The organism is Micromonospora sp. 15K316 (genome assembly GCF_004348525.1).
Taxonomy (GTDB): domain Bacteria; phylum Actinomycetota; class Actinomycetes; order Mycobacteriales; family Micromonosporaceae; genus Micromonospora.
Window position 1 is genome coordinate 1 of the sequence record NZ_SMKG01000011.1, and the last position, 23,899, is coordinate 23,899.

Genomic DNA, 23,899 nt, shown 5'->3' on the forward strand with positions numbered 1-23,899 from the left:
GGCATGGGGAAGCCGAGCAGTTCGGTGATCGGATCGGCGTCGACCGGGTCGGACGCGACCGGGGTGGGGCTGCGCGACAGCGCCACGGCCAGCCCGAAGGTCGCCGCGAAGACCACCAGTTCACCCGCGGCCAGCCGGCCGAACGCGCCCCGCCGTCCGGCACGCAACGCCGGCAGGGTCCGGGACCGGTGCGCCGCACCGACGAGGCCCAGGACCGCCAGGGCGAGGAGCTTCGCGCCGACCAGCCACCCGTACCGGGACTGCCAGAGCTGCTCCACCGCGCCCAACCGCACGGCCGCGTTGGCCAGACCGGTGACCGCCACGGCGAGGAAGCAGCCCAGCGCGAGGCGGCTGTACCGGGTGGCCGCGTCGGCGAGCTCCCGGCTGCGGCGGACCGTCAGCAGCGCGGCCAGGGCGCCGACCCAGAGCGCGGCGCCCAGGATGTGCAGCACCAGGCTGCTCACCGCGGTCTGGTGGTTGCCGGCCCCGGCGGCGTGCCCGGTGAAGGCCGGTGGCGTCACCGCGACCAGGGCGAGCACCGCGGCAGTGGCGGCGAGCCCGCGCGACACCCCCACCCGGGCCAGCACCGCCACGGTCACCGCCAGCCCGGCCTGGATCAGCAGGGCCTGCCCCTGGGCGATCGAGGAGGCGAAGCTGACCACGGTTGCCAGGCCGAGCCGCTGCGGCGGGACGCCCAGCAGGTCCGAGACGGTCAGGGTGATCAGGGCCAGCGCGGTGGCCGCCCACCCGGCGGAGAGCAGACCGGCCCGGCGCAGCAGCAGCCAGCCGTGCGGTGACACGCTCGGCCCGTCGCCGGGTAGCAGGAACGCGGCGGTGACCAGCATCCCCACGGTCACGGTGGCGAGCGCGTCGCCGAGCAGCCGGATCGACGGCAGCGCCCACGTGGTGACGGGCCCCGGATCGGGAAGACCGGGAATGGCGACCGTGAGCGCCCCGCCGGCCCGCAGGGCGATCAGGAGCACCGTGGCGCCGACCGCCGCCGCCGCGAGCGGGACGAGGGCCGCCCTGGTGGCGGGACGGCTGCCAGTTCCGGGCGCCTCCGCGTTCGGGACGTCGCGGGTCGCCGTACTGGTGGGGGAGGCGTCCGGGGTACGGGACGGCTCGGCCCGGGGCGAGCGGATCTCTGGCATGGGCTTCGACCTCGGCGGTGGGGGACGGCGAAGGTTCGCCGCGTGGGGGGGGCTCAGGCTGTGGCGCGGCGTCGGCGGAGCAGCACCGCACCCCCGGCGACGACGATCACGATGAGTGCGCCGGCGGCCAGGGGCCAGGGACCCGGACCCGTGGACCGGCCGGACGCGGCGGCGGTCGGGCCGGCCGAATCCGGCGCGGCGACGACCGGCGCGCCACTCGCGGCCGGATCGTCGACGGTGAAGGAGTAGGAGCCCTGCACCGGGTGTCCGTCGGCGGAGACGACGCGGTAGGCGACGGTGTACGTGCCGTTGACGAGGGGTCCGTCGATCGTCACGGTTCCCGTCGCCTCGGTGACGACGGGCGCGCCGGTGGGCACCTTCCGCCGACCGGCGTCGCTGAGCACGATGGTGGTGAAGGCAGGGTCCAGCTTCTGCAGGAACGTCAGGCTGATCCGCGTCGGTGGGGCGGAGAGGTGGGCGGCCGCGGCGGGCTCGGACGCCCGGAGGGCGTTGTGCGCGGCGGCCGGTGCGGCCGGTGCCACCAGCACCGCCACGGCGGTCAGCAGCGCGGCGACGCGGGCGGCGATAGGCCGACGAGAACGTGTGCTCATGTGAGTCTTTCCCCCAACTCGGTCTCGCTCAGCCGAGCAACTGCTGGCCGATCCAGCCGCCCTCCGGGCAGCCGGGCGGGATGGCGAAGACGGCGGAGCCGATCGGGGTGGTCCACTCGTTGAGCAGGTCCCGTTCGGCCAACCGTCGCTGGATGGGCAGGAACTGGCGGGTGACGTCGGCCTGGTACGAGGTGAAGATCAGGCCGCTGTCGGCGTGCCCGTCGGGGGTCGGCGTGCCGTCGTAGTTGTAGGGGCGGCGCAGGATCCTCTGCCGGTCGTCGGTGACGTGCGCGCGGGTGAGGTGGGAGAAGTCGGGGATGACGGTGAGCCCGTCGGCCCCGGTGGCGGCGAAGTCGGGTTCGTCGTGCTCGACGGATCCGGTGAGCGGGGCGCCGGTGTCGAGGCGCCGGCCGACGGCGAGTTCCCGGTCGGTGCGGCCGAGCAGGTCCCAGGTCTCCAGGTTCATGCTGATCCGGCGCACGACGAGGGTGCTGCTGTCGCGTAGCCACGCCGGCCCGTCGGGCACCCACACGGCCGCGTCCGTCGCCGCACCCGGTGCCGGGTTGGCGGTGCCGTCGAGCTGCCCGAACAGGTTCCGCTGCGTACGGCCGGGTTCGGCGCCGGCGGCGCGCCGGAAGCCCTGCTGCACCCACCGGACGGTGGCGAACGGTCGACTGTCCTTGACCAGGACCCGTTGCGCGTGGGCGACGGTGAGCGGGTCGTCGGCGCAGATCTGCAGCAACAGGTCACCGCCGGACCAGCGCGGTTGGAGCCGGTCGATACGGAACGCGGGCAGCTCGGCCACCGACGGCGGTCGCCGGTCGTCGAGGCCGGCGGCGGCGTAGAGGCCGGGGCCGAAGCCGAAGGTGACGGTCAGCCGAGCCGGGAGGAGCCCGAGCTCGGGTTCGGTGTCGGCCAGCGCGGGTCGACCCCGGGTGAGTCGGGCGGCGTCGTCGGAGAGCAGGCGCAGCAGCCGGCCGAGCGCGGCCCGGTCGGTGCCGGCCTTGAGGGTGAGCGCGACGAAGGCGGCGTGTGCCTGCGGCTCGGTGTCCACCCCCGCCTGGCGGGCGCCGTGGAAGCGTTCCACGGCGCTGCCGACCTGCGCCACAGGTACCTGCTCGCCGGGGTGTGCCTCGTCGGTGCTGGACCGGACGACGGCGGCCCCCGCGAGGGCGCCCCCGGCGGCCAGAACCCCGCCGGTGAGCAGGCCGCGCCTGCTCACCGGCCGGACGGAGGGCTCGGTCATGACGCCGGGCTCATGCTCGTCCCCGGCGTGGCGGACATGCCCGGCATCGGTGCACCGTGGCCGGGGTCGTAGCTCTCCTGCGCGCCGGTGAACGGCTTCGCCACCGCGCGGAACGTCTGGGTCTTCCCGTCGGCGAAGGTGAGCGTGAAAGCGAGCTCGTCACCGGCCTTCACCGGCTGCTTCAGCTCCATCAGCATCAGGTGGTCGCCGCCGGGCTCCAGCGTCGTGCTGCCGTGCGCCTTGACCACGATGCCGCCCTTCTTGGGCTGCATGACCATCTTCCCGTCCTTCATGGTCATCTCGTGCAGCTCCATGGGGGACACCTCGGTGGCGGCGGCGGTGACCGTCACGTCGCTCTCCCCGTCGTTCACGAGGGTGCCGAACGCCGCGGTCATCCCCGTGTCGGCGGCCTTGACCCAGGGGTCGCGGATGCCGAGCACCTCCGCGGGCGCGCCGGCCGACGTCGACGGGCTCGGCTCGGCCGACGACGACTGGCTGCAGCCGGCCGCGCCGACCGTGAGGCAGGCCGCTGCGGCGGCGAGCAGGAGGGCGCGGCGACGTCGGACGCCGACGATGGTGCTGGACATGGGCGTTCCCTTCAGCGGTTGATCTCTCGCCCGGTTGGTCGAATACCGCAAAAGGAAAGTTCCGGGATGAAAGTGACTGTTCTCACCGATCATCGTGGGAACTTTCCGCATCCGCGGCCCGACGGCCGCCGGTCCGCGCCACCCACGACCCCGTCCCGGTAGTCGCCCGGAGCACGGCCCTGGTTCCCGGACGAGTCACCGGCCGCAGCGCCCCGCGCCGGGCGGATGACGGAAGCCGGGAACCATTCGCGTCCGCCGGCCGACCTTCACAGCATGGACACGTGGTCCGGCACAGCGATCACGACGTGGGCGCAGCGCGCGGCCGTCGTCGCCAACACCGACTTCGAGAGGCTGTCCGACCTGGAGGCGCTGCTCGCCGGAGCGGCGTCCCCCGGGCCCGCGGCCGGTCCGGACGACCTGGCGATGGCCGGTACCGCCTCCGCCGGCCTGCGGGAGGCGTTCCTCCGCGCGGGTGACGGCGACGCCGGCGGCAGCGCGGCGGCCCTGAACCTGGTCATGGCCCGGTTGTACGCGCGACCGAGGGTGACGGTCGACGGCGACGGTTGGCGCACCTACGTCGCCGGACGGGGTGGCTCGCCGGCGGCGGAGTACCTGGCCAACGCGGCGTGGGGGCTGGCGCAGTGGGTCGGCAGGTACGGCCCGGACCGGCTCGGCCGGTGCCAGGCGTCCCGATGCCGGTCGGTCTACCTGGTCCGCCGCTGGGCCGCCCAGCGACGCTACTGCAGCGAGCGATGCGCGAACCGGATGTACGCGGCGGCCTTCCGCCGGCGACAGGCCGGGCTCCCGCCGGCCGGCGAGGGGACTGCCGCAGCGGATCGCCCGCTCGGCGCGGCGCGCGGCTGAGAGGCGACCCCGCCGGAGGGGAGTGGCCGGGCCGGCTCACCGGGCCGGCGCGCTCACCTCCCCCGCCAGGTCGACGACCCGGTCGGCCCAACGGTCCATCAACGCCTCGTCGTGCGTGACGACCAGGACACCCGCGTTCCGCGTCCGCTGGTACCCGGCGATGACGGCGGCGACGTGGGCCTGGGTGGAGGCGTCGAGCATCGCCGTCGCCTCGTCGCAGAGCAGGTAGTCGGGACGGTGCACCAGGGCCCGGGCCAGGCAGGCCCGTTGCAGTTGCCCGTCGGAGACCGCGTGCGGCCGGCGGGTGAGCAGGTCGGGGGTGAGCCCGACCAGGTCGGCGAGCTCGGCGACGCGCTCGCGGACGCCCGGCTCGGGAGCCCGGACGGCGCGCAGCGGCTCGGCGATGAGGTCGGTCAGGCTCAGCCGGGGATCGGCGGCGGCCCGGGGGCTCTGGAACAGGACGGCCACCCGGGTACGCAGGCCGACCGGTACGGCGTACCGCACCCCGGTGACCGGTGTGCCGTCGATGCTGACCCGCCCGCCGTCCGGGCGGTGCAGCAGGGCGAGCACCCGGACCAGTGTGGACTTTCCGCAGCCGGACGGGCCGCGCAGCCCGACCGTCTCGCCCCGCGCGACGCTCAGGGTGACGCCGTCGAGCACCACCTGGCGGTCGTAGGCGACACGTACCTCGTCGGCGAGCAGGTGCTGCGGGCTGGTCACGGGGCGGCTCCGGGGAGGATCGGGTGATGACAGGCGACCGTGCCGGCGCCCACCGGTGACGGCTGCGGCGCGCGTTCGCAGCTGTCGGCGCGCCGCGGGCACCGGGGCGCGAAGGCGCAGCCCACCGGAAGGGCGGTCAGCATCGGCGGATGGCCCGGTACCGGCCGGAAGGCCCGGTCCGGCAGGGCGTCGAGCAGCGCCTCCGCGTACGGGTGGGTGGGGGCGGTGAAGAAGTCGCCGCCGTCCCGGTGTTCGACGACGCGGCTGGCGTACATGACGGCGACGGTGTCGGCGACCCGGCGCGCCGCCGCCAGGTCGTGGGTGATGAGCACGACGGCGGCGCCCGCGTCACAGCGGCGGCGGAGCAGGTCCAGGGTGTGGTCGACAAGTGGGCGGTCCAGGCCGGTGGTGGGCTCGTCGGCGATCAGCAGCGGTGGATCCGTTGCCAGCGCGAGGGCGGTGACCAGGCGCTGGGCCATGCCGCCGGAGAGTTCGTGCGGGTAGCGGTCCAGGTCTGCCGGGTCGAGCCCGACGTCGGTCGCGAGCCGATCGGCCTGCCCGCGGTCGCGGCCGTGGGCCCGCAACGTCTCCCCGAGCAGCCGCCGTCCGGTCCGGACCGGGTTCAACGCGGTGGCCGGGCTCTGCGGGACCAGCCCGATCCGGCGACCACGCACCTGCCGGGCGAGTCGGCGCTGGCCGCAGCTGACCAGGTCGACCGGCTCGGTCTCCGGCTGGTGCAGCAACGCGCGGCCGGTGACGGTGGCGTTGCCCGGCAGGAGCCCCAGCAGGGCGTGGGCGAGTACGGACTTGCCACAGCCCGATTCGCCGACGACGGCGAGCAGCTCGCCGGCGTGGACGGTGAGGCTGAGGTCGGTGACGGCGTGCACGACCGCGTCGCGGAGCCGGAACCGGACGCCGAGCCGGTCGACGGTGAGCAGCGGCGACGTCCGCGGGTCGGACGGTCGGGCCGGTACGGTGGCCGGCTGGGTGGTGGTCACAGGTGCAACTCCGCTCTGACCCGGGGATCGAGACGGTCGCGCCACCGGGCGGCGAGGACCGCGATGGCGAGGGTGACGACGACGATCACGGCTCCCGGCACCAGGCTCGCCCACCAGGCTCCGGTCAGCAGCGACCCCTCACCGTCGCTGATCATGTTGCCGAGCGAGGCGAGGTGCGGTGGCAGGCCGAGGCCGAGGAACGACAACGCGGTCTCGTGCCACACCGCGTGCGGGATCATCAGCGTGGTGGCCAGCGCCAACCGGGGCAGCACGTGCGGCAGCAGGTGACGCACCAGCACCCTTCGCCGGCCGGCTCCGCCGCTGATCGCGGCGTCGACGAAGGTCCGGGTACGGAGGCTGAGCAGCTCGGACCGGACGATGCGGGCAGTGGAGAGCCAGTGGGTGAGCCCGACGGAGGCGATCACCGCGCCGAGGCTGGGCCGCAGCATGGCCACGATGAAGATGCCGAGCAGCAGGTGCGGCAGCGCGGCGATGGTGTCGACGATCCGCATCAGAACCCGGTCGACGCGCCCGCCCAGCGTACCGGCGATCCCGCCGATCAGGCCGCCGATGACTGTGGCGACCAGCGCGGCGACCGCGCCGACGAGCAGCGAGACGCGCAGGCCGTAGACCGCGCGGTGGGCGACGTCCCGGCCGAGGTCGTCGGTGCCGCCGAGGTGGCCCCAGGACGGCGCCAGCCGGGTCTGGTCGAGCGCGACCGCGCTCTGGTCCAGTGGCCAGAGGATCGGGGCGAGCAGCGTACCGGCGACCGCGACGACGAGGACGAGCCCGGCCGTGACGGCACCGGCCCGGCGGGGTCGCAACCGCAGGGGTCGCAGCAGCGGGCGGCGGGCAGCGAGGTCAGCCATCGAGTCGCACCCTCGGGTCGGCAGCGGCGTAGGCGAGGTCGGCGGCGAGGTTGGCGGCCAGCACCACGGCGGTGGTGACCAGGGTGATCGCCGCGAGCAGCGGGAAGTCGCTGCCGAGCGCGGCCTCGACCGTGACCGCGCCCAGGCCCGGCAGGGAGAAGACCGTCTCGACCAGCACCGCCCCGCCGACCAGCTCGGGCAGGTGGGTGCCGACCAGGGTGAGGAACGGCAGCAGCGCGGTACGCAGCGCGTGCCCGAAGAGCACCGTCCGGCCGGGCAGCCCGCGGGCCCGTGCCGCGAGCACGTGGTCGTCGCGCAGGCTCTCCGCGACCGCGTCGCGGACGAAGAGCAGGAACCAGGGCGCCTGGGACACCGCCAGCACCGCGACGGGCAGGATCAGGTGGTGCGCGACGTCCGGCCAGGACGTGCCCGTCGCGGTGACGTCGGTGAGCCCGCCGGCCGGGAACCAGCCCAGGGCCAGCGCGAAGACGGCTATCGCGGCCAGGCCGATCCAGAAGACCGGCATCGACTCGACCGCGTACGCGGCGGCCCGCAACGCGCGGTCGAAGAGCCCGCCCCGGCGGTACGCGGCCAGGGCGCCCAGCAGCAGGCTCGCGAGCAGGACGACCGCCAGGGTGACGCCGATCAGCAGCAGGGTCCAGCCGGCGCGGGCGGCGAGCACCGAGGTGACCGGCTCGTGGCGACTCGTCGACCAGCCCAGGTCGCCCCGGAGGAGGTTGCCGACCCAACGCAGGTACTGCACCGGCAGCGGGTCGTCGACGCCCCAGTTGGCGCGGATCTGTGCCAGGTTCTCCTCGCTGGTGGTGAACGCCGCCGCGCCCGCGTACTGCTTCGCCGGGTCGACGGGGGACGCGGCGCCGAGCGCGAACATCCCGACGCTGGTGGCGACGAGCACCGGTACGGCGACCAGGAGCCGGCGCCGGACCACGGCCGCCGCCCCGGCCAGCCGGCCGGTGCGACGGCGGGCCGGCGCCGTACGGGTGGTCACGATCGGGTCCAGGTGTCGATGTTCCACCAGAGGCTGTTGGCCACGCCGTGCTCGTGCGCCTCCACCCGGGGCGAGACGCCCTGGACCGAGGACTTGAGCACGTAGCTGTGCCGCAGGTACGTCAGGAACAGCCACGGCACGTCGGCGGCGAGCTGCTTCTGGAACGTCGCGTACGCGGCCTTGCGGCGGGCCGGATCGGCCTGGTCCCGCCCCGCCTGCAGGGCCTGGTCCACCACCTGGGAGCGGTACGAGCCGGGGTTGAAGTAGCCCTGCCCGGCGAAGCGCGAGTGGAACAGTTTGTACGAGACGAAGTCCGGGTCGTACGGCGTGCCGTACCCCATCAGCAGGGCGTCGGACTTCATTCGCGGGTCGATGGCGTCCCAGGTGAGCCCCTCCGGCTTCACCTCGATGCCGACCTTCTTCGCGTCCGCGGTCACCGCCAGGGCCAGGTCCTTGCGCAGCGTGTCGCTCGCCGGGTACATGAGCGTGAAGCGGGCCGGGCGGCCGTTCTTGGCGCGTACCCCGTCGGGGCCGGGCGTCCAGCCGGCGGCGTCCAGCAGCGCCGCCGCGGCCGTCACATCGGCGGTCGGCTTCCCGACGATGGACGGCTCGGCGAACTCGGAGGTCGGCGGGACCGGGCCGAACGCCGGGTCGCCGGTGCCGCCGAGGATGCCGGCGACCATCGCGGCCCGGTCGACGGCCAGGTTGAGCGCCCGGCGGATCGCCACGTCGGCGAGGACCGGGTTGCCCATGGGCAGCATCACGCCGCGGTAGTCGGCGGTCGCCACCTGCTCGACCCGGTAGGTGTCGTCCGGGGCGAAGCCGGTGGCGAGCTTCGGCGGCAGCTCCGCCGCGTCGAACTCACCGGCCCGCATCCGCTGGGCACGGACGTTGTCGTCCTCGACGAAGGCGACCACCACCCGGTCGTTCGCCGGGCGGCCACCGAAGTAGCGCTCGTTCGCGGTGAGCACCAGCCGGTCGCCCGGCGTCCAGGACTCGACCCGGTACGGACCGGTCCCGATCGGCTTCCGGTTGAACTCCGCCTTGTTGATGTCCTGCCCGTCGAGGAGTTTTGCCGGGACGACGCCGAGGGTGAGCCGCTGCAGGAACGGGGCGTACGGGTAGCGCAGCCGGAACACCACAGTGGCCGGATCGGGTGCGGTGACCGATTCCACCATGTCCAGGTCGGACCGGAGCGTCGAGTCCACCTTCGGGTCCAGCACGGCCTGGTAGGTGAAGGCGACATCGGTCGCGGTGAGCGCCCCGCCGTCGTGGAACAGCACGCCGTCGCGGAGCGTCGCGGTCACTGTGCGGCCGTCGGCCGAGACGGTCGGCAGCTCCGCGGCCAGGCCGGGGACGAGCCGGTTGCCGGCGTCCCGGGCGACCAGCCCGTCGAAGATCAGCGAGGCGCCGTCGACGCCGTAGTTGAGCACCGGGTTCAACGTGTCGGATTCGCCCGCGGTGGCGACGACGAACGTCCTGCGGCCGGCCGGTTCCTCGGGGACCGTCGGGGCCGAACAGCCGGCGAGGGCGAGCAGGCCGGTCGCCGTGGTGGTCACCACGAGGCGCCGGAGAGTCGGACGTGACCGGATCACGGAAGCTCCTGCGGGTCGGAGGGGGACGTCGGGGTGGCGCCGGTCGCGGCGCGGACCTGGATGATCAGGGTGGCATAGTTGCAAAGCCTTGGCAATTACTGCATTTACGCATTACAGCCAGGCGACAGGTGTGTGAATGCGGCGGAGTCATCCGTGAACGGTGAGCGGCACGCGCGGAGCACTCACTGACTTCCGTGCATCTCCTGCGCCGGCGCCGAGTCGGCCGACCATTCCTGTCGGGGCCGCTGGGTGACTCTCCTCACCGAGCTGCGACGTGGCCGCGACTGTACTCGGCGGGGCCACTGCACGATCATCTCCGGCATGGTCCACAGCCGAACCGCCGACGCCCCGCCAGCGACCAGGGTGGGAATCACCTCCGTCGCGGCCGCCCTGCCGGAGCGGGTGGTGACGAGCGCGGAGCTCCAGGAACAGGTCGAACGAGCCAGCGGCATCGCCCTACCGCCGAGGCTCTTCTCGCGGATGACCGGCATCGAGACCCGTCGCGTCGCCGGCCCCGACGAGCACGCCTCCACCCTCGCCGTCCGGGCGGCGCGCGCCGTATTGGACAGCGCCGTCGTCGAGCCCGACGACATCGACCTGCTGATCTTCGCCTCCGCGTCCCGGGACATGGCCGAGCCCGCTACCGCCCACATCGTCCAGGCGGAGCTGGGCACCCGCGCACACGTCTTCGACCTGACGAACGCCTGCAACAGTTTCCTCAACGGAATCGACACGGCAAGGACGTTCGTCCTGGCCGGGCGGGCGCGACGAGCCCTGGTCGTGACCGGCGAGACGCCGACCCGGTCGATGCGGATGCGGGCGTCGAGCGCGGCGCAGGTCCGCTCGTCGTTCGCCGGCTACACGTTCGGTGACGCGGGCGCGGCGGTGCTGGTCGAGCCGGTGCCGACCGGCGGCATCCTCGACGTGCAGACGGCCACCTTCTCGGAGTACTGGACGATCGGCGGTATCGACGGCGGCGGCTCCCGGCACCCACGCGGCGACGAGCACACCTACTTCCACGGCGACGGCGGGAAGCTGCGCTCCGTCTTCGAACGGGTCGGCCTGGACGTGCTCCGTGCGGTCCACCACCGCACCGGCTTCGACTGGTCCGACTACGCGCGGGTGCTCGTGCACCAGGTCACGCTGCCGTACCTGAACCGCTTCGTCGAGCTGGCCCGGGTGCCGGCCGAGAAGCTGATCGTGACCGTGCCCGAGCTGGGCAACGTCGCCAGTGCCACCATCGGCGTGCAGCTGGCCCGGGCCGCCGAGGAGCTTCCCAGCGGGTCCCGGGTCTTCTGCCTCGGCCTGGGCGGCGGGGTCAGCATCACGACGATGGTGTGGGAGAAGTCCTGACGTATGACCCTGTCGTCACCGGGACGGCGCCGTGACCGTCGCGTCTACCTGCGCAGCCATCCCTTCCTCTTCGCCCTGCTCGCCGCCGCCCGCCGGATGCCCGTGCTACGCCTCGGTCGTACGGTGCTGGTCAACGGCACCGAGGCGTACCTGCAGGCGCTCACCGAGATCGCCCTGGACCGGAGCGCGGCGGGTACGACCGGCGGGAACGCCCGCCGGCTCACCGGCGGTGACCTCCTCTTCGACCAGGAGGACGCGGCGCACCGCCGCGCCCGGCGCGAGCTCTCGCACGTCTTCAACTCCGCCGGGGTGGCGCGAACCCGTCCGCTCTGGGCCGACGTGCTACGGCGGCGACTCGCGCCGCTCGCCACCGGCGAGACGATCGATCTGGTGGACGTCGCGGCCGAACTGGCCGGCGTGGCGACGGTGTCGCTGATCGGCCTCAACACCGATCCACACTCCGTCTCGGTCGCGGCCCGTACGGCCGCCGCGGCGGCCGTACGCGCGGAGCTGCCGGGTCCGCGCGGGCCGGGGCGGGAACGCGCCACCCGGGCCGCCGTCGACCGGCTGACCGGTGCGCTGGCCGGCGCCGCCGTCGACCCCGCGCTGGCCAGCATGATCGCCGTCGCGGCGGTCAACACGACGGTCGCGGCGATACCCCGCGCCGTCGCCTGGTGCGCCGACGACCGGCTCTGGTCCCACGCCGCCGACCCGGAGCTGCTGCCGACGCTCGTCGCCGAGCTGCTGCGGGTCACCGCGCCCAGTCCGGTCCTGCCGCGAGCGGTCGCGGCGCCGGGCGAGATCGGCGGCTGCCCGGTGCGCTCCGGCGACCGGCTGATCCTGGTCGCCCGGCACGCCGCGTACGCTCACGAGATGGGACCCGACCCCGTCGCCCCGATGACGCCGCGGATCTCACAACTGGTGTTCGGAGCGGGCACGCACAGCTGCCCCGGCGCTGGGCTCGCCCGAGCCCAGCTCGCCGACACGTTGGCCGCCCTCGCTCCGTACCGGCCGGTGGTGGTCTCCGCCCGAGCCGATCGGCGAGCCGCGTTGCCGAGCTGGGCGACCCTGCGGGTGCGGGCGGTCAGCCGATGACCACGGGGAGCCCGCCGCGGACGACAGTGGCGCGGCGGGAGGTGCTGACCTCTCCCGGTGACCGGTTGCGTGCCCACGCCGCGGCGTTCGGCGACAAGCCGGCACTGGTCTTCCCGGCCGCCACGGGACAGACCCGAACCACGACGTTCGCGGAACTCGACGCGGAGTCCGACCGGTACGCGGCCGGGTTCGCCCAGGTCGGCATCGAGACCGGCACCAGGACGGTCGTCATGATGCCGGTCGGTGCCGAACTCGTCGCAGTCATCTTCGGCCTGCTCAAGCTCGGCGCGGTACCGGTCATCGTGGACCCCGGCATGGGCCTGCGCCGGATGCTGCGCTGCTACCGGGCCGCCCGGGCCCGGGCGTTCATCGGCGTACCGGCCGCACAGGCCATTCGCGTCCTGCGACCGGACGCCTTCGCCGGGATCCGGACGGTCGTCACCGCCGGTCGTCGCTGGTGCTGGGGCGGCGCGACGCTGCGCGGGCTGGCGGCGACCACAGTCGCGCCGCCGAGGCCGGCCGTCGCGGCCGACGACCTCCTCATGATCAGCTTCACCTCGGGGAGCACCGGCAGCGCGAAGGGGGTCGAGTCCACCCACGGCGCGTTGGCGGAGATGGTCCGGCAGACGGGCACCCACTACCGGCACACCCCGTCGGACGTCTGCCTGGTCACCTCGCTCTCCTTCGCCTTCCTGCACCTGCTGACCGGCGCGACCTGCGTGGTGCCGGAGATCGACTTCGCGCGCGTCTCGGCCGCCGAGCCGGCGATGATCAGCGACCTGATCCGGCGGTACGCGGTGACCGCGATGTTCGGCTCACCCGCGCTGCTCGACCCGCTCGCCCGTCACCTCGACGAGACCGGCGAGCAGGTGGCGACGCTGCGCCTCGTCGTCTCCGGCGGAGCCCCCGTCGCGAACGAGGTCGTGGCGCGGCTGCGGCGCGTCCTGGCCCCCCAGCACGGCCGCATGCACGTCACGTACGGCGCCACCGAGGCGGTTCCGATCGCGTCCATCGAGGCCGGCGAACTGCTCGACGAGGTCCTTTCCACCGCTGCGAGCGGCGGCGGCACGTGCGTCGGCCGGCCCGTCGACGGGGTCGACCTGCGCGTCATCCGCGCCGCCGACGGGCCGATCCCCGACTGGACGGCGGTTCGCCCGGCCGGGCCGCGGGAGATCGGCGAGATCGTGGTCAGCGGGCCGACGGTGAGTCGCCGCTACCTCGGTCCGGCCGCCGCGAACGCCAACGCCAAGATCGCGGAGGCCGAACGAGTCTGGCACCGGACGGGAGACCTGGGTCGGGTCGACGAGCAGGGCCGGGTCTGGTTCGCCGGCCGGCGCAGCGACGTGGTCCGCGCCGCCGACGGGCCGCTCTACCCGGTCCCATGCGAGACCGTGCTGGACGAGCACCCGGAGGTGCGCCGGACGGCGCTGGTCGGGGTGGGTGTCCCCGGCCGGCAGCAGCCTGTCGTCTGCGTCGAACTGCGCGACGGCGTGCCGGCGACGCAACGGCCCAGGATCGAGCGCGAGCTGCGCGAGCTGGCGCAGCGGCACGAGGCGACGCACCGGCTCACGGAATTCCTCTTCCACCCCTCGTTCCCGGTGGACGTACGCCACAACGCGAAGATCGACCACGGCCGGTTGGCCGCCTGGGCGGCGCGTACGCGCACGGGTGGAACCCGCCGCGCACGGCGTACGGGGGCGGCGTGAGAGCGCTCATCACGGGTGGCTCCGGCTTCCTCGGCGGTCACCTCGTCGACGAGTGCGTTCGCCGGGGCGACCAGGTGCGCGTGCTGGTCCGCCCGACCAGCGACCTCGGCCACCTCCGCACCGTACCGGGCCTCGAACTGGTCAGCGGCGACCTGACCGACCCCGCCTCGCTGCGCTCGGCGACCCGCGGGATGGACGTGATCTACCACTCGGCCGCCCGGGTGCAGGACTTCGGCACCCGCAGCCAGTTCTGGGCGGCCAACGTCACCGGCACCCGGCACCTGCTGGCCGCCGCCCGGAGCAACGGTGTGCCGCGGTTCGTCCACGTGAGCAGCCCGAGCGCCATCATGAGCGGGGACGACCAGGTCGACATCGACGAGAGCGTGGGCTACCCGCGGCGGTTCCTGAACCTGTACTCGGAGACGAAGGCCGCCGCCGAACAGCTGGTGCTCGAAGCGAACGACGGTGAGCTGACCACCTGCGCCATCCGGCCGAGGGGCATCTGGGGTCCCCGGGACCGGACCGGCTTCCTGCCCCGGCTGCTGACCAGAATGCACCGGGGCACGCTGCCGGATCTCTCCGGCCCGGAGCCGGTCCTCGCCTCCCTCTGTCACTGCCGCAACGCGGCCGCGGCCTGCCGGCTGGCCGCGACCTCCGACCGGGTCGCCGGCCGGGCCTACTTCATCGCCGACGCCGAGCGGATCGACGTCTGGGCGCTGATCACCCGGGTCGCCGAACTCTTCGGCCTCCACCCGCCGACCCGCCGGATTCCCGGTCCGATACTCACCGGCGTCGTCGGCCTGGTCGAGCTGCTCTGGCGGGTGCCGCTGCTCGCCCGCCGGCCACCGCCGGTCTCCCGCTACGGGATCGCCCTGCTGACCCGGACGTCCACCTACGACACCGCGGCGGCGAACCGGGACCTCGGCTATCGACCCGGCGTCGACCTGGAGACCGGGCTCGTGCAGCTCAAGCAGTGGGTCGAGCAGATCGGCGGCGTCGCGGCGCTGGCCCGCGGGGCACGGGGATGAGCTTCTCCCGCCCGATCTCCCCGATCGAGCAGGGCTATCTGGCCGGCGCCCCACTCCTGCCCCCCTTCGCGATCCAACTCCTGGTGGAGGGGGTCGGTTCGGTCGACGTGGCAGCGCTGCGCCGGGCGGTGGCCGTCGCCTCCGAGGCCTGCCCGGGGTCCCGACTGGTCGGCCGCGGCCGGCTCTGGGTGGACAGCGGCTGGCCACCACCGGTCACCGTGCTGCCCGCGCTGGACCTCGACGGTCCGGCCCTGCGCCGCCCGTTCGACCCCTCGACGGGCCCGCTCAGCGAGGTGCTGCTGGCCCCGGGAGCAGCGACGACGATCGTCTTCCGCGCCGCGCACTCCATCATGGACGCCAGGGGTGCGCTCATCTGGGCCACCGACGTCATGCGGGCCCTGCGACACGAACATCCGCTCGGCGCCCGCTCGCCGGTGACCGACGACGCGCTCCGCCGACGGGTCGCGCCCTCGCCCGCCCGGCTGGACACCCGGCTGCGGTGGCGGAGCCCGCTCGTCGGCGCGGCGGCCCACCGCCGGCACCGCTGGCGACGCGCCACCATCGGCGGCAACCAACACGCCCTGGTCGCCCGGACGATCGCGGCGATCGGCTCGGCGGCCGGCCGGCCGTCGCGTTTCATGGTCCCGGTCGATCTGCGCCGACACGAGCGGAGCCTCGTCGCGACCGGGAACCTGGCGCTGCCCGTCTTCCTCGACGTGACAGCGGACCAGCCCTGGGCGGAAGTCCACGAACTCCTCCTGCGCGCGCTCGCCGAACGTCGGGAGCTCGCGGTCTCCGCGGCCGAGAGCTGGGCCGGCCGCCTGCCGCGCCCGGTCCTGCGCGCCGGCCTCTCCGCCGCGGAGCGGGTCGCCCGCCGGTGGAACCGGGGGATCTGCACGGCCGCCGTCTCCCACCTGGGCCGGATCGACCTCGACGCCTTCTCCACCGACACGTTCACCGCCGGCACGGTCTACACCCTGCCGGTGCACGGACCCTTCATCCCGGTCTCGTTCAGCACGACCGAGCTGCCGGGGCACACCGAGCTGACCATGTCGTATTCGACCGGGCCCGGTGCCGAGCGCGCCGCCGAGCACCTGCTGGACGCGGTCACCGCGGCGCTCACCCCGACGGGCGCCCCACCCGCCACCGCCGGGCCGCGCGCCACCGCGCCCCGACCCGGGCGTACGCCGCCACCGCCCGAGGAGGTTGCCGGCCCGACCGTGGTGGAGATCTTCGCCGAGCGCGTCCGGCAGACCCCCGACGCGGTGGCGTTGACGGGGCCGCAGGGCGCGGTCAGCTACGCCGAGCTGGACCGGCGCGCCGATGTGGTGGCCGAGCGGCTGCGCCGCCTCGGCGTGGGGCCGGGAGACGTGGTGGGGCTGCTGGCCGACCGCACCCCGGCGGCGATCAGCGCGCTGTGGGGCGTGCTCAAGGCCGGCGCCGCGTACCTGCCGCTCGAACCGTCGTACCCGCCGGGTCGGCTCGCCTTCCTGCTCGACGACGCCGGTGCCGCGCTCTGCCTCGCGCAGCGCCGGTTCGCCGACCGGCTCGGCGGGCGGCGCGTCGTGGTGATCGACGACCTACCGTCGGTTGGAGCATCCGCACCACCCACCCGGCCGGCCCCGACCGACCTGGCCTACGTCATCTACACCTCCGGATCCACCGGACGGCCGAAGGGCGTCCAGGTCGAACACGGGAACCTCGCCGCGTACGCCGCCTGGGCGCTGCCGCGCTACCGGGTCGACCGGAGCACCCGCTTCGCCTTCTTCACCTCGATGGCGTTCGATCTCGGCGCGACGGCCGTCTTCCTGCCCCTGCTCGCCGGTGGCAGCGTCGAACTGGTGCCCGGCGAGATGACCCCACCGGTCCTGCGGCAGATCCTCGAGGGCGGGGGTGTGAACGCGCTCAAGCTCACCCCGACCTACCTCGACCTGATCAACCGGCTCGACCTCGCCCCGGCCCGGTTCCGGACCGTGGTCGTCGGCGGGGAACAACTGTCCGCGGCGGTGGCGGCCCGCGCCCAACGGCTCTTCGGCCCCGGATGCGACATCGTCAACGAGTACGGCCCCACCGAGGCGACGATCGGCTGCATCGTCGGCTCCTTCGACGCCGAGCGGGACGGCTCCGCCGGCGCGGTGCCGATCGGGGAGCCGGTGCCCGGCACCGGCGCCACGCTCCTCGGCCGGGACGGCTTACCGGTGCCCCCGGGCGCGGTCGGCGAGCTCCACCTGACCGGCACGCAGCTCGCCCGGGGTTACCGGAACCGGCCCGAGCCGGAGCGCGCCCGTTTCGTACGGCTGCCCGACGGCACGCGGGCGTACCGTACGGGCGATCTCGGTCGGCTCCGTCCGGACGGGTTGCTGGAGTATCTGGGCCGCACCGATGACCAGGTGAAGGTTCGCGGGTACCGGATCGAGCCGGGGGAGATCGCGGGCGTGCTGGCGGAGCATCCGGCGGTCGCCCGCGCTGTGGTGCTCGCGCACCCGCAGCGCGCGAACGGGCGGGTCCGGCTCCACGCCTACGTGACGACGCAGGAGCCGGTCACCGAGGCCGCGCTGCGGGCCCACCTGGCCGGGCTGCTGCCGCCTGCCGTCATGCCGGCGGAGATAGCCGTGCTGGAGCGGTTCCCGCTGACCTCGAACGGCAAGGTCGACACCGATGTCCTGCTGGCCGCGGTCCGGGACGACGCCGCCGCCGTACCGCCGCTGGTGGACGCCCCGGACCCGACCGCCGGGGTGGTGGCCGGGATCTGGTCCGAGGTGTTGGGGGTGCCGGTCGATGCCGGCGACCCGGACGCCGACTTCCACCGGTTGGGTGGGGACTCGTTGACCTTCCTGGAGATGCTGGACCGGGTCTTCCGGCGGTTCGGTGGCGGCTCCGGTGGGGATGTCCTCGCGGTCATGCGGGAAGTGACAGCCGACCCCACTCTCGGCACCGTGTGCCGGGTGCTGCGCGACGCCCCGGGTACGGCCGCCGCCGGGCAGCCCGACGACCGGCACTGTCGAACGCGCTCCTGACACGTTCCGCCGCCATGCGCGTACGGCCGGGTCGGTCGACCCCGCGGTAATGCGCCAGATATTGACTCCCACTTACGCATGTTGATATTTCTATGTGTGAAAGAGAGGTGAGGATTCGTCGGGCCCGGCATCGATCACCCCTGCCCAAAATTCGACACCAGTCGGAATCCAGGAGCACGGTCCGGGCCCCGATTCGACAGTCGTCCAAGCCTGACGCCGACCCAAGGAGAATGTCTGTGCGCACCTGGCGGAGGAGGGCGCTGCTACCCGCAGCCGCTCTGCTCGCACTGACCCTGCCCCTCAGTAGCAGTCTCGTTCTGAATTCGTCCGCCACCGCGGCCCCGCGCATCACCAGTCCCGAGCAGTTCTTCGGCTTCCCCCTCGGCTCGGAGGGCAAGCTGGCCCGCTGGGACGACCTCGTGCGCTACTACAAGCTCGTCGCGGACCGCTCCGACAAGGTGCTCTACCAGGAGATCGGCAAGACCGCGGCGGGGCGGCCGTTCCCCCTCCTCACGGTCAGCTCCCGGGAGAACCTCAAGAACCTCGACCGGATCAAGAAAGTCAACAAGCGGCTCGCCGATCCGCGTGGCCTGACCGAGGCGGAGGCCAAGAAACTCGCCGCGCAGAGCAAACCCGTCTTCCTGCTGGAAGCTGCGATCCACTCCACCGAGGTGGGCACCGCGCAGGTAATTCCGAACATTCTCCACCGGCTCGCCGAGGAGAAGTCGGCCACGATTTCGGAAATCCTCGACAACGTGGTGCTGCTCATCATCCCCGCGCAGAGCCCGGACGGCACCAAGTGGGTGGGCGACCATTTCAACGAGACCGCCGGCACCAACTACGCCCGTACCTATCCCGACCTCTACCAGAAATACATCGGGCACGACGACAACCGCGACTGGTTCATGTTCACCCAGCCCGAGACGCAGCTCAGCGTCGCGCTGCAGAACGAGTGGAAGCCGCAGGTCGTCCAGAACCTGCACCAGATGGGTAACGCTCGGGGCCGGATCTTCATCCCGCCGTACCTGTCGCCGAACGACCCGAACATCGACCCCATCACCGTCCAGCAGACCAACTCCCTGGGGATGGAGATCTCGCGGAGCCTGACCGCAGAGGGCAAGAAGGGCGTCAACTGGGGTTCGACCTACGACTACTGGACCCCGTCGCGGCAGTACATGACCTACCACGGCGCGCCGCGCATCCTCGTCGAGGCGGCGAGCGCGCAGGACCTCGCCTACACCTACCGCAGCAGCGACGGCGGCCCGATCGGCCCGCAGGAGCCGGACACCAACTTCATCGAGCCGTACGACCAGTCCACCTGGACGCTGGCGCAGATCGTCGACTACCTCGACACGACGGTCTTCGGCGCGCTGAGCAACGTCGCCAAGTATCGGACCGAGTGGCTCTACAACTTCTACCGCACCCAGCGCAACGCGGTCGAGCCGAGCGCCGACAAGCCGTTCGCCTACGTGGCGCCGGCCGGCCAGCGGGACCCCTTCGCCACGTACGAACTGCTCAAGACGCTGCAGACCGGCGACGTCGAGATCGAGAAAGCCATCTCCGACTTCACCGCGAACGGCAAGCGGTACGAGGCCGGGTCCTGGATCATCCGGTACGCGCAGCCCTACGGCCGCTTCGCCAAGACGCTGCTGGAGACACAGGACTACCCGGACCTGCGGGAGTACCCGGGTGGCCCGCCGCAGAACCCGTACGACGTGACGGCGCAGACCCTGCCGATGCTCCTCGGCGTCCAGGTCGACACCATCGCGAAGCCCTTCACCGTCTCGACCACCCGGGTCAAGAAGGTGCAGCCGGCCGCCCCGGCGTTCCCCGGCGACCCGGGCAACCGCGGCGCCTACCTGGTCGGCCCCGAGTCGTACGGCACCGCCATGATGATCGCCGCGCTGCAGAAGGTTGGTGCGAAAACGTTCCGTGCGGGCGCCGAGTTCTCGGCCGGCGGGCGGAGCCACGCGCCGGGAACCCTGATCGTCGAGCCGAGCCGGGCGGCACGGACCGCGTTGCAGGACGTCTCCCGCAAGACCGGCATCCCCGTCTCCGCCGTCGCCGAGGCTCCGCGGGTAGTGGCGGAGCAGCTCAAGGAGCACACCCGGGTCGGCCTCTTCCGCGGCGTCAACAACATCCCGGGCGGCTGGATGAAGTGGCTCTTCGAGCAGTACGACATCGGCTTCGAGGAGGTCGTGGCCGCCGACTTCGCCGGTGACCTCAACGCGAAGTTCGACACGATCGTGCTGCCGGCGGGGATCAGCCGCGCCGACATCGTCTCCGGTCTGAACCGGGACCGTTACCCGGCCGAGTGGGCCTGGGCGTACGGCGTCGGCGAGGCCGGCTGGGCGCAGCTGCGCAAGTTCGTCGAGGACGGCGGGACGTTGCTGGCCATCGGCGATTCGGTGGCGACGGCACGCCAACTCGCCTCGTTGCCGATCACTCCGGCGCTTCCGACCGACGAGCATGTCTTCTTCTCTCCCGGCAGCATCCTCAACCAGCGGTTCGACACCTCCGACCCGGTGGCCTGGGGTATGCGCCCCGACACCCCGGTCTGGTTCGGCGAGGACGACCAGGCGTACGACGTCGAGGGTGGTGATGTCGTCTCCTCGTTCCCCGAGTCGGGCGAGCAGTTGCGGAGCGGCTGGCTCATCGGCGGCGAACACCTCAACGGCAAGGCCAACATCGTCAAGCATCAGGTGGGTGAGGGTCTGATCGTGACCTTCGGCAGCGAGCCGACCTTCCGTACCTGGTCCCGTGACCCGAGCAAGCTGCTCTTCAACGCGATCTACCACGGCCCGTCGACCAAGGTGGACGCGGCCGAGCTGCCGGACGCGCTGCGCGGCTAGACAGCAGCGCCGGAGCGAGGTTCCGGACAGAAATCGAGGGGGCCGCGTCCAGCCGGGCGCGGCCCCCATCACCCCCCACACAGGTTCGTTGGCAGACTGTCGCGGTGCCGATGACAACGGGCCCCCGCCGCACTGGGCGAAGCCGGCTCCTGCTGATCGGGGTCGCTGGTGGGTGGCTCTCCTTGGTGGCCTGCAACTACCTGGCCTACCCGTTGTTCGACGTGCTGTCGCTGCTTGCTCTGCCGGTGCTGGCCGCGTGCTGGCTGACGGCCGTGAGCGCCTCCGTAGCCGCGCTGGTGGTGCTCCTGCTCAAGCGGGCGTACGTCTGGGCCGCCGGTGCCCTGGCCCTCGCTCTCGGATCCGGGCTGATCCGCAGACGACCGACTGGGAACGTACGTACGTCGACAGCCAGTTCCGGCTGCACCGGAGCCAGCCGGCCGAACTGGCGGCCCGTTATCGCGACGGCGAGCCACCGGCTGATGTCGCGTTGCCGTGGCGGCTCACGTACCTGTCCATCGACGGGCAGGCCCATCGACGCGGCGGCGCGTTGTACCTGCCGGTGTGGCAGGACTGGCGCGCCGAGAGCGGGGTGGGCCTGGCGTACTTCCCGACCTCGCCGAACCCGGACACCCTGATCGCCACCGCGTCCGGCGACATGGGCCACCCGGTGCGGTATCTCGGCGACGGCTGGTGGTGGGTCGCCTAGGTGTAGGCAGGCCACGGCCAGGACGCTGGTACCCGGGTCCGCGCGGGCATCCGCCGTCGTGCAGCGTGTGCCGCATGGAGTTCCTGTGCTACCACCGCGACCGGTCCGGCTCGCTGACGTTGCGCGACGACCTGCTCGAAGCGCACTGGTCCTACATGGACCGGTATGCGGCAGAGATGATCGCCCGGGGCCCGACCCTCACCGATGACGGCGACCTGCCCACGGGCAGCGTGCACATCGTCGACCTACCCGACCCGGCCGCCGCCCGCGCGTTCGCCTTCGACGAGCCGAACTACCAGGCCGGTGTGTACCGCGACGTGCTGCTCCGCCGATGGCGCAACACGTTGGGACGTACCATGTGGGAATTTCCCGGAGGCCGGACCGGCGGCGACCGGTATCTGGTGCTCGGTTTCGGTGCCGGGCAGGCCGCAGACCTCGCCCCGCCGGCCGACCCGGACGAACTGATCGCCTACGGGCCGCTGCTGTCCGACGACGGCGCCGCCTGGCTGGGCACCGCGGCGTTGGTCCGAGCCCCGGGCCCGGACGCGGCCGGTGCCATCCTCACCCGGGACCGGTACGCCGGCATCGAGGTGCACAGGTGGCAGTTCGGTGGGCGGCCGTCATGACCCGCGGCGGGTGATACCGCGCGGCAGGCGCGGCCGCGGAAGGGGGCCCGACCTTGACGCGCGAACGCGGAACGTGAAACTGTCGAATGATCTTGGCAGTGAGGTTCCGTGCTGATCGGGGAGGGGCCATGCGCCACGGCCGCATCTACGGAGGACTCGTCGCGCTGCTCGTGGGCTCGACGACGGTGGTGGTCGGCCCGGCGGCCGGAGCCAGCGCGAGCGAGGCGCCCGGCGGCACCTGCGCGCCGGTCGTGACCGCCGCCCGACCGGCGGTCGGCCTTCAGCAGAAGTGGGCACACTTCGGGGACCGCGCCGGTGCGGGGGAGTGGGCGGGTGGCGACGGCACCTACTCGACGCCGCTGCCGGACGGTCGTACGGCGTGGCTGTTCAACGACACGTTCCTCGGCCCCGTGGGTCCCGGCCGGAGCATCACGCCGCATGCGCCGGTGCACAACACGATCGTGACGGCGCACGGCCGCAGCGATCGGCCGACCGAGACCATCCTGCGCGGCACCGCGGAGAACCCGCTGCCGATCGTCGGTCCGGCCGGCACCGACGATCCGTGGTACTGGAACGGCGACGGCATCGTCGACGACGGCAAGCTGTACGTCTTCGAGTTCCAGCAGCAGACCGCCGGCGAGGGCCACTTCGGCTTCGAATGGATCGGGACGGACCTCGCGGCCCTGTCGCTGCCCGATCTGCGGTTGCAGAAGGTCGTACCGACCTATGACGGGAACGGCATCCAGTGGGGCGTGGAACTCCTCCGCGTGGGCGAGTACATCTACATCTACGGTGTGGGCTCGCAGTGGCCGGGCAAGCAGGCGCACGTCGCGCGTGCCCTGTCCGGCCACCTCGACCAGGGCTGGGAGTTCTTCACGGGCAGCGGCTGGTCCCCGAACGAGGGCGACTCCGTCTCGATCCTGGACGAGGTCGGCTCCTCGTACGGCGTCGCCGAGGTGCAGGGCCAGTTCGTGCTGGTCACCACCGACAGCTACCTCGGCTCCAAGATCTACGTGCACACGGCGTCGACGCCGTTCGGCTTCGCCGGTACGGAGCGGGTGCAGGTCTACGACACGCCCGAGGGGCAGCCGGACTTCGACGCCGACGCCGACGGTGACATCTACACCTACAACGTGGCCGTGCACCCGACGTTGAGCGACCGGGACAACCTCGTCGTCTCGTACAACGTGAACAGCACGAGCATCGCGGACCTGTACGGGGACATCAGCAACAACCGGGCCCGGTACCTCGACCTGCGCCTCGCGTCCGGACACCACTCCTGCGGGTAGTCCTCGGTCGGCCGTGGCGCGACAGGTACGCCGTCGGCTGCCACGCCCGACCCGCCCAGGGTCGGGGACCGGGGGGACGTTTTCGTCAGGCGGTCACCCGTCGCGCACCACAGAGGCCGGCGCACGGACCATGAAGACGTCCACCGGGTCCTCGCGCTCGAGCGTGAAGCCGTGCCGCTCGTACAGCCGTCGGGCCGGACTGCCCCGCAGCACGTTCAGCCGGACCGTGGTGCGCTCGCGGTCGCACCGCTCGAGCAATCCGCGCAGTATGGCCGTACCGATGCCGCTGCCCTGCAGGTGCGGGGCCAGGTAGAAGTGCTCCAGCCAGTGGGCGTCCTCGGCCGGGCGCAGCGCCACGCAGCCGGCGAACGCGCCGCCCACCTCGATCACCCAGGTGTGCTCCGGGGCGAACCCGTCCCGTAGTCGCTGCCGCACCCGCCGTTCGTCGTACCGCCCGAGCCGCTCGAGGTCCGCCCGCAGCACCACGGCCCGCAACTCGGCCGCCGCCTCGACGTCGGCCGCCGAGGCAGGCCGAGTTTCCCAGTCCACCATGATCATCAGGCTAACCCGCCCAGCC

The 23,899-nt window shown here is 73.0% G+C and carries 20 protein-coding genes; 10 read left to right on the plus strand and 10 right to left on the minus strand.

What is annotated here, in order from left to right; genetic code table 11:
• From E1211_RS04760 to E1211_RS04775, 4 genes are all read right to left on the minus strand, one after another.
• Positions 1 to 1,151: copper resistance D family protein (locus E1211_RS04760; RefSeq protein WP_207915242.1), on the minus strand; the 1,151-nt coding region annotated here is incomplete at its 3' end.
• A 53-nt stretch (positions 1,152 to 1,204) separates the two neighbouring features.
• Entirely contained in the window at positions 1,205 to 1,762 is a 558-nt protein-coding gene (locus tag E1211_RS04765; RefSeq protein ID WP_132345774.1) for a copper resistance CopC family protein, read from the minus strand.
• 28 nt (positions 1,763 to 1,790) lie between these two features.
• On the minus strand, positions 1,791 to 3,008 hold the full coding sequence (locus E1211_RS04770; RefSeq protein WP_132345776.1) for a Dyp-type peroxidase: 1,218 nt from the start codon (positions 3,006 to 3,008) through the stop codon (positions 1,791 to 1,793).
• Positions 3,005 to 3,595: a copper chaperone PCu(A)C gene (locus tag E1211_RS04775; RefSeq protein WP_132345778.1), complete on the minus strand. Its 591-nt coding sequence runs from the start codon at positions 3,593 to 3,595 to the stop codon at positions 3,005 to 3,007. The genes E1211_RS04770 and E1211_RS04775 overlap by 4 nt, the downstream gene beginning before the upstream one ends.
• Before the next feature lie 273 nt (positions 3,596 to 3,868).
• Between E1211_RS04775 and E1211_RS04780 the strand changes: the two genes are divergently transcribed.
• The gene (locus E1211_RS04780) at positions 3,869 to 4,459 is read left to right on the plus strand and encodes a CGNR zinc finger domain-containing protein (RefSeq protein WP_165947170.1); all 591 of its coding nucleotides are present in this window, start codon (positions 3,869 to 3,871) and stop codon (positions 4,457 to 4,459) included.
• Between the two features lie 36 nt (positions 4,460 to 4,495).
• Here the strand turns inward: E1211_RS04780 and E1211_RS04785 are convergent, their stop codons facing one another.
• From E1211_RS04785 to E1211_RS33230, 5 genes are read right to left on the minus strand one after another with little or no spacing between them, the layout of a single operon-like run.
• Positions 4,496 to 5,179, minus strand: coding sequence for an ABC transporter ATP-binding protein (locus E1211_RS04785; RefSeq protein WP_243709344.1), 684 nt, complete (start codon positions 5,177 to 5,179; stop codon positions 4,496 to 4,498).
• Positions 5,176 to 6,177: an ABC transporter ATP-binding protein gene (locus tag E1211_RS04790; protein ID WP_132345782.1), complete on the minus strand. Its 1,002-nt coding sequence runs from the start codon at positions 6,175 to 6,177 to the stop codon at positions 5,176 to 5,178. Before E1211_RS04790 ends, E1211_RS04785 begins: the two co-directional genes overlap by 4 nt.
• Positions 6,174 to 7,046, minus strand: coding sequence for an ABC transporter permease (locus E1211_RS04795; RefSeq protein ID WP_132345784.1), 873 nt, complete (start codon positions 7,044 to 7,046; stop codon positions 6,174 to 6,176). Before E1211_RS04795 ends, E1211_RS04790 begins: the two co-directional genes overlap by 4 nt.
• On the minus strand, positions 7,039 to 8,082 hold the full coding sequence (locus tag E1211_RS04800) for an ABC transporter permease (protein ID WP_243709345.1): 1,044 nt from the start codon (positions 8,080 to 8,082) through the stop codon (positions 7,039 to 7,041). Before E1211_RS04800 ends, E1211_RS04795 begins: the two co-directional genes overlap by 8 nt.
• Positions 8,052 to 9,650, minus strand: coding sequence for an ABC transporter substrate-binding protein (locus tag E1211_RS33230; RefSeq protein ID WP_243709346.1), 1,599 nt, complete (start codon positions 9,648 to 9,650; stop codon positions 8,052 to 8,054). The genes E1211_RS04800 and E1211_RS33230 overlap by 31 nt, the downstream gene beginning before the upstream one ends.
• 321 nt (positions 9,651 to 9,971) lie before the next feature.
• Between E1211_RS33230 and E1211_RS04810 the strand changes: the two genes are divergently transcribed.
• The 9 genes from E1211_RS04810 (at position 9,972) to E1211_RS04850 (ending at position 23,322) form a co-directional block, all read left to right on the plus strand.
• Positions 9,972 to 11,003: a 3-oxoacyl-ACP synthase III family protein gene (locus tag E1211_RS04810; RefSeq protein WP_132345786.1), complete on the plus strand. Its 1,032-nt coding sequence runs from the start codon at positions 9,972 to 9,974 to the stop codon at positions 11,001 to 11,003.
• Positions 11,004 to 11,006: 3 nt separating this feature from the next.
• Positions 11,007 to 12,098, plus strand: coding sequence for a cytochrome P450 (locus E1211_RS04815; protein ID WP_132345788.1), 1,092 nt, complete (start codon positions 11,007 to 11,009; stop codon positions 12,096 to 12,098).
• Positions 12,095 to 13,804 (plus strand): fatty acid CoA ligase family protein, encoded by a 1,710-nt coding sequence (locus E1211_RS04820; protein WP_132345790.1) that lies wholly within the window; start codon positions 12,095 to 12,097, stop codon positions 13,802 to 13,804. Before E1211_RS04815 ends, E1211_RS04820 begins: the two co-directional genes overlap by 4 nt.
• The gene (locus tag E1211_RS04825; protein ID WP_132345792.1) at positions 13,801 to 14,832 is read left to right on the plus strand and encodes an NAD(P)-dependent oxidoreductase; all 1,032 of its coding nucleotides are present in this window, start codon (positions 13,801 to 13,803) and stop codon (positions 14,830 to 14,832) included. Before E1211_RS04820 ends, E1211_RS04825 begins: the two co-directional genes overlap by 4 nt.
• The gene (locus E1211_RS04830; protein ID WP_132345794.1) at positions 14,829 to 17,849 is read left to right on the plus strand and encodes a non-ribosomal peptide synthetase; all 3,021 of its coding nucleotides are present in this window, start codon (positions 14,829 to 14,831) and stop codon (positions 17,847 to 17,849) included. Before E1211_RS04825 ends, E1211_RS04830 begins: the two co-directional genes overlap by 4 nt.
• Before the next feature lie 236 nt (positions 17,850 to 18,085).
• On the plus strand, positions 18,086 to 20,701 hold the full coding sequence (locus tag E1211_RS04835) for a M14 family zinc carboxypeptidase (RefSeq protein WP_165947171.1): 2,616 nt from the start codon (positions 18,086 to 18,088) through the stop codon (positions 20,699 to 20,701).
• A 487-nt stretch (positions 20,702 to 21,188) separates the two neighbouring features.
• On the plus strand, positions 21,189 to 21,407 hold the full coding sequence (locus E1211_RS04840) for a hypothetical protein (protein WP_132345798.1): 219 nt from the start codon (positions 21,189 to 21,191) through the stop codon (positions 21,405 to 21,407).
• A 74-nt stretch (positions 21,408 to 21,481) separates the two neighbouring features.
• Positions 21,482 to 22,033, plus strand: coding sequence for a YciI family protein (locus tag E1211_RS04845; RefSeq protein WP_132345800.1), 552 nt, complete (start codon positions 21,482 to 21,484; stop codon positions 22,031 to 22,033).
• Positions 22,034 to 22,161: 128 nt separating this feature from the next.
• Positions 22,162 to 23,322, plus strand: a complete 1,161-nt coding sequence (locus E1211_RS04850) for a hypothetical protein (protein ID WP_132345802.1) — start codon at positions 22,162 to 22,164, stop codon at positions 23,320 to 23,322.
• A gap of 93 nt (positions 23,323 to 23,415) precedes the next feature.
• Here the strand turns inward: E1211_RS04850 and E1211_RS04855 are convergent, their stop codons facing one another.
• Complete coding sequence (locus E1211_RS04855) at positions 23,416 to 23,874, minus strand: GNAT family N-acetyltransferase (RefSeq protein ID WP_132345804.1); 459 nt, start codon at positions 23,872 to 23,874, stop codon at positions 23,416 to 23,418.
• Positions 23,875 to 23,899: the final 25 nt, after the last annotated feature.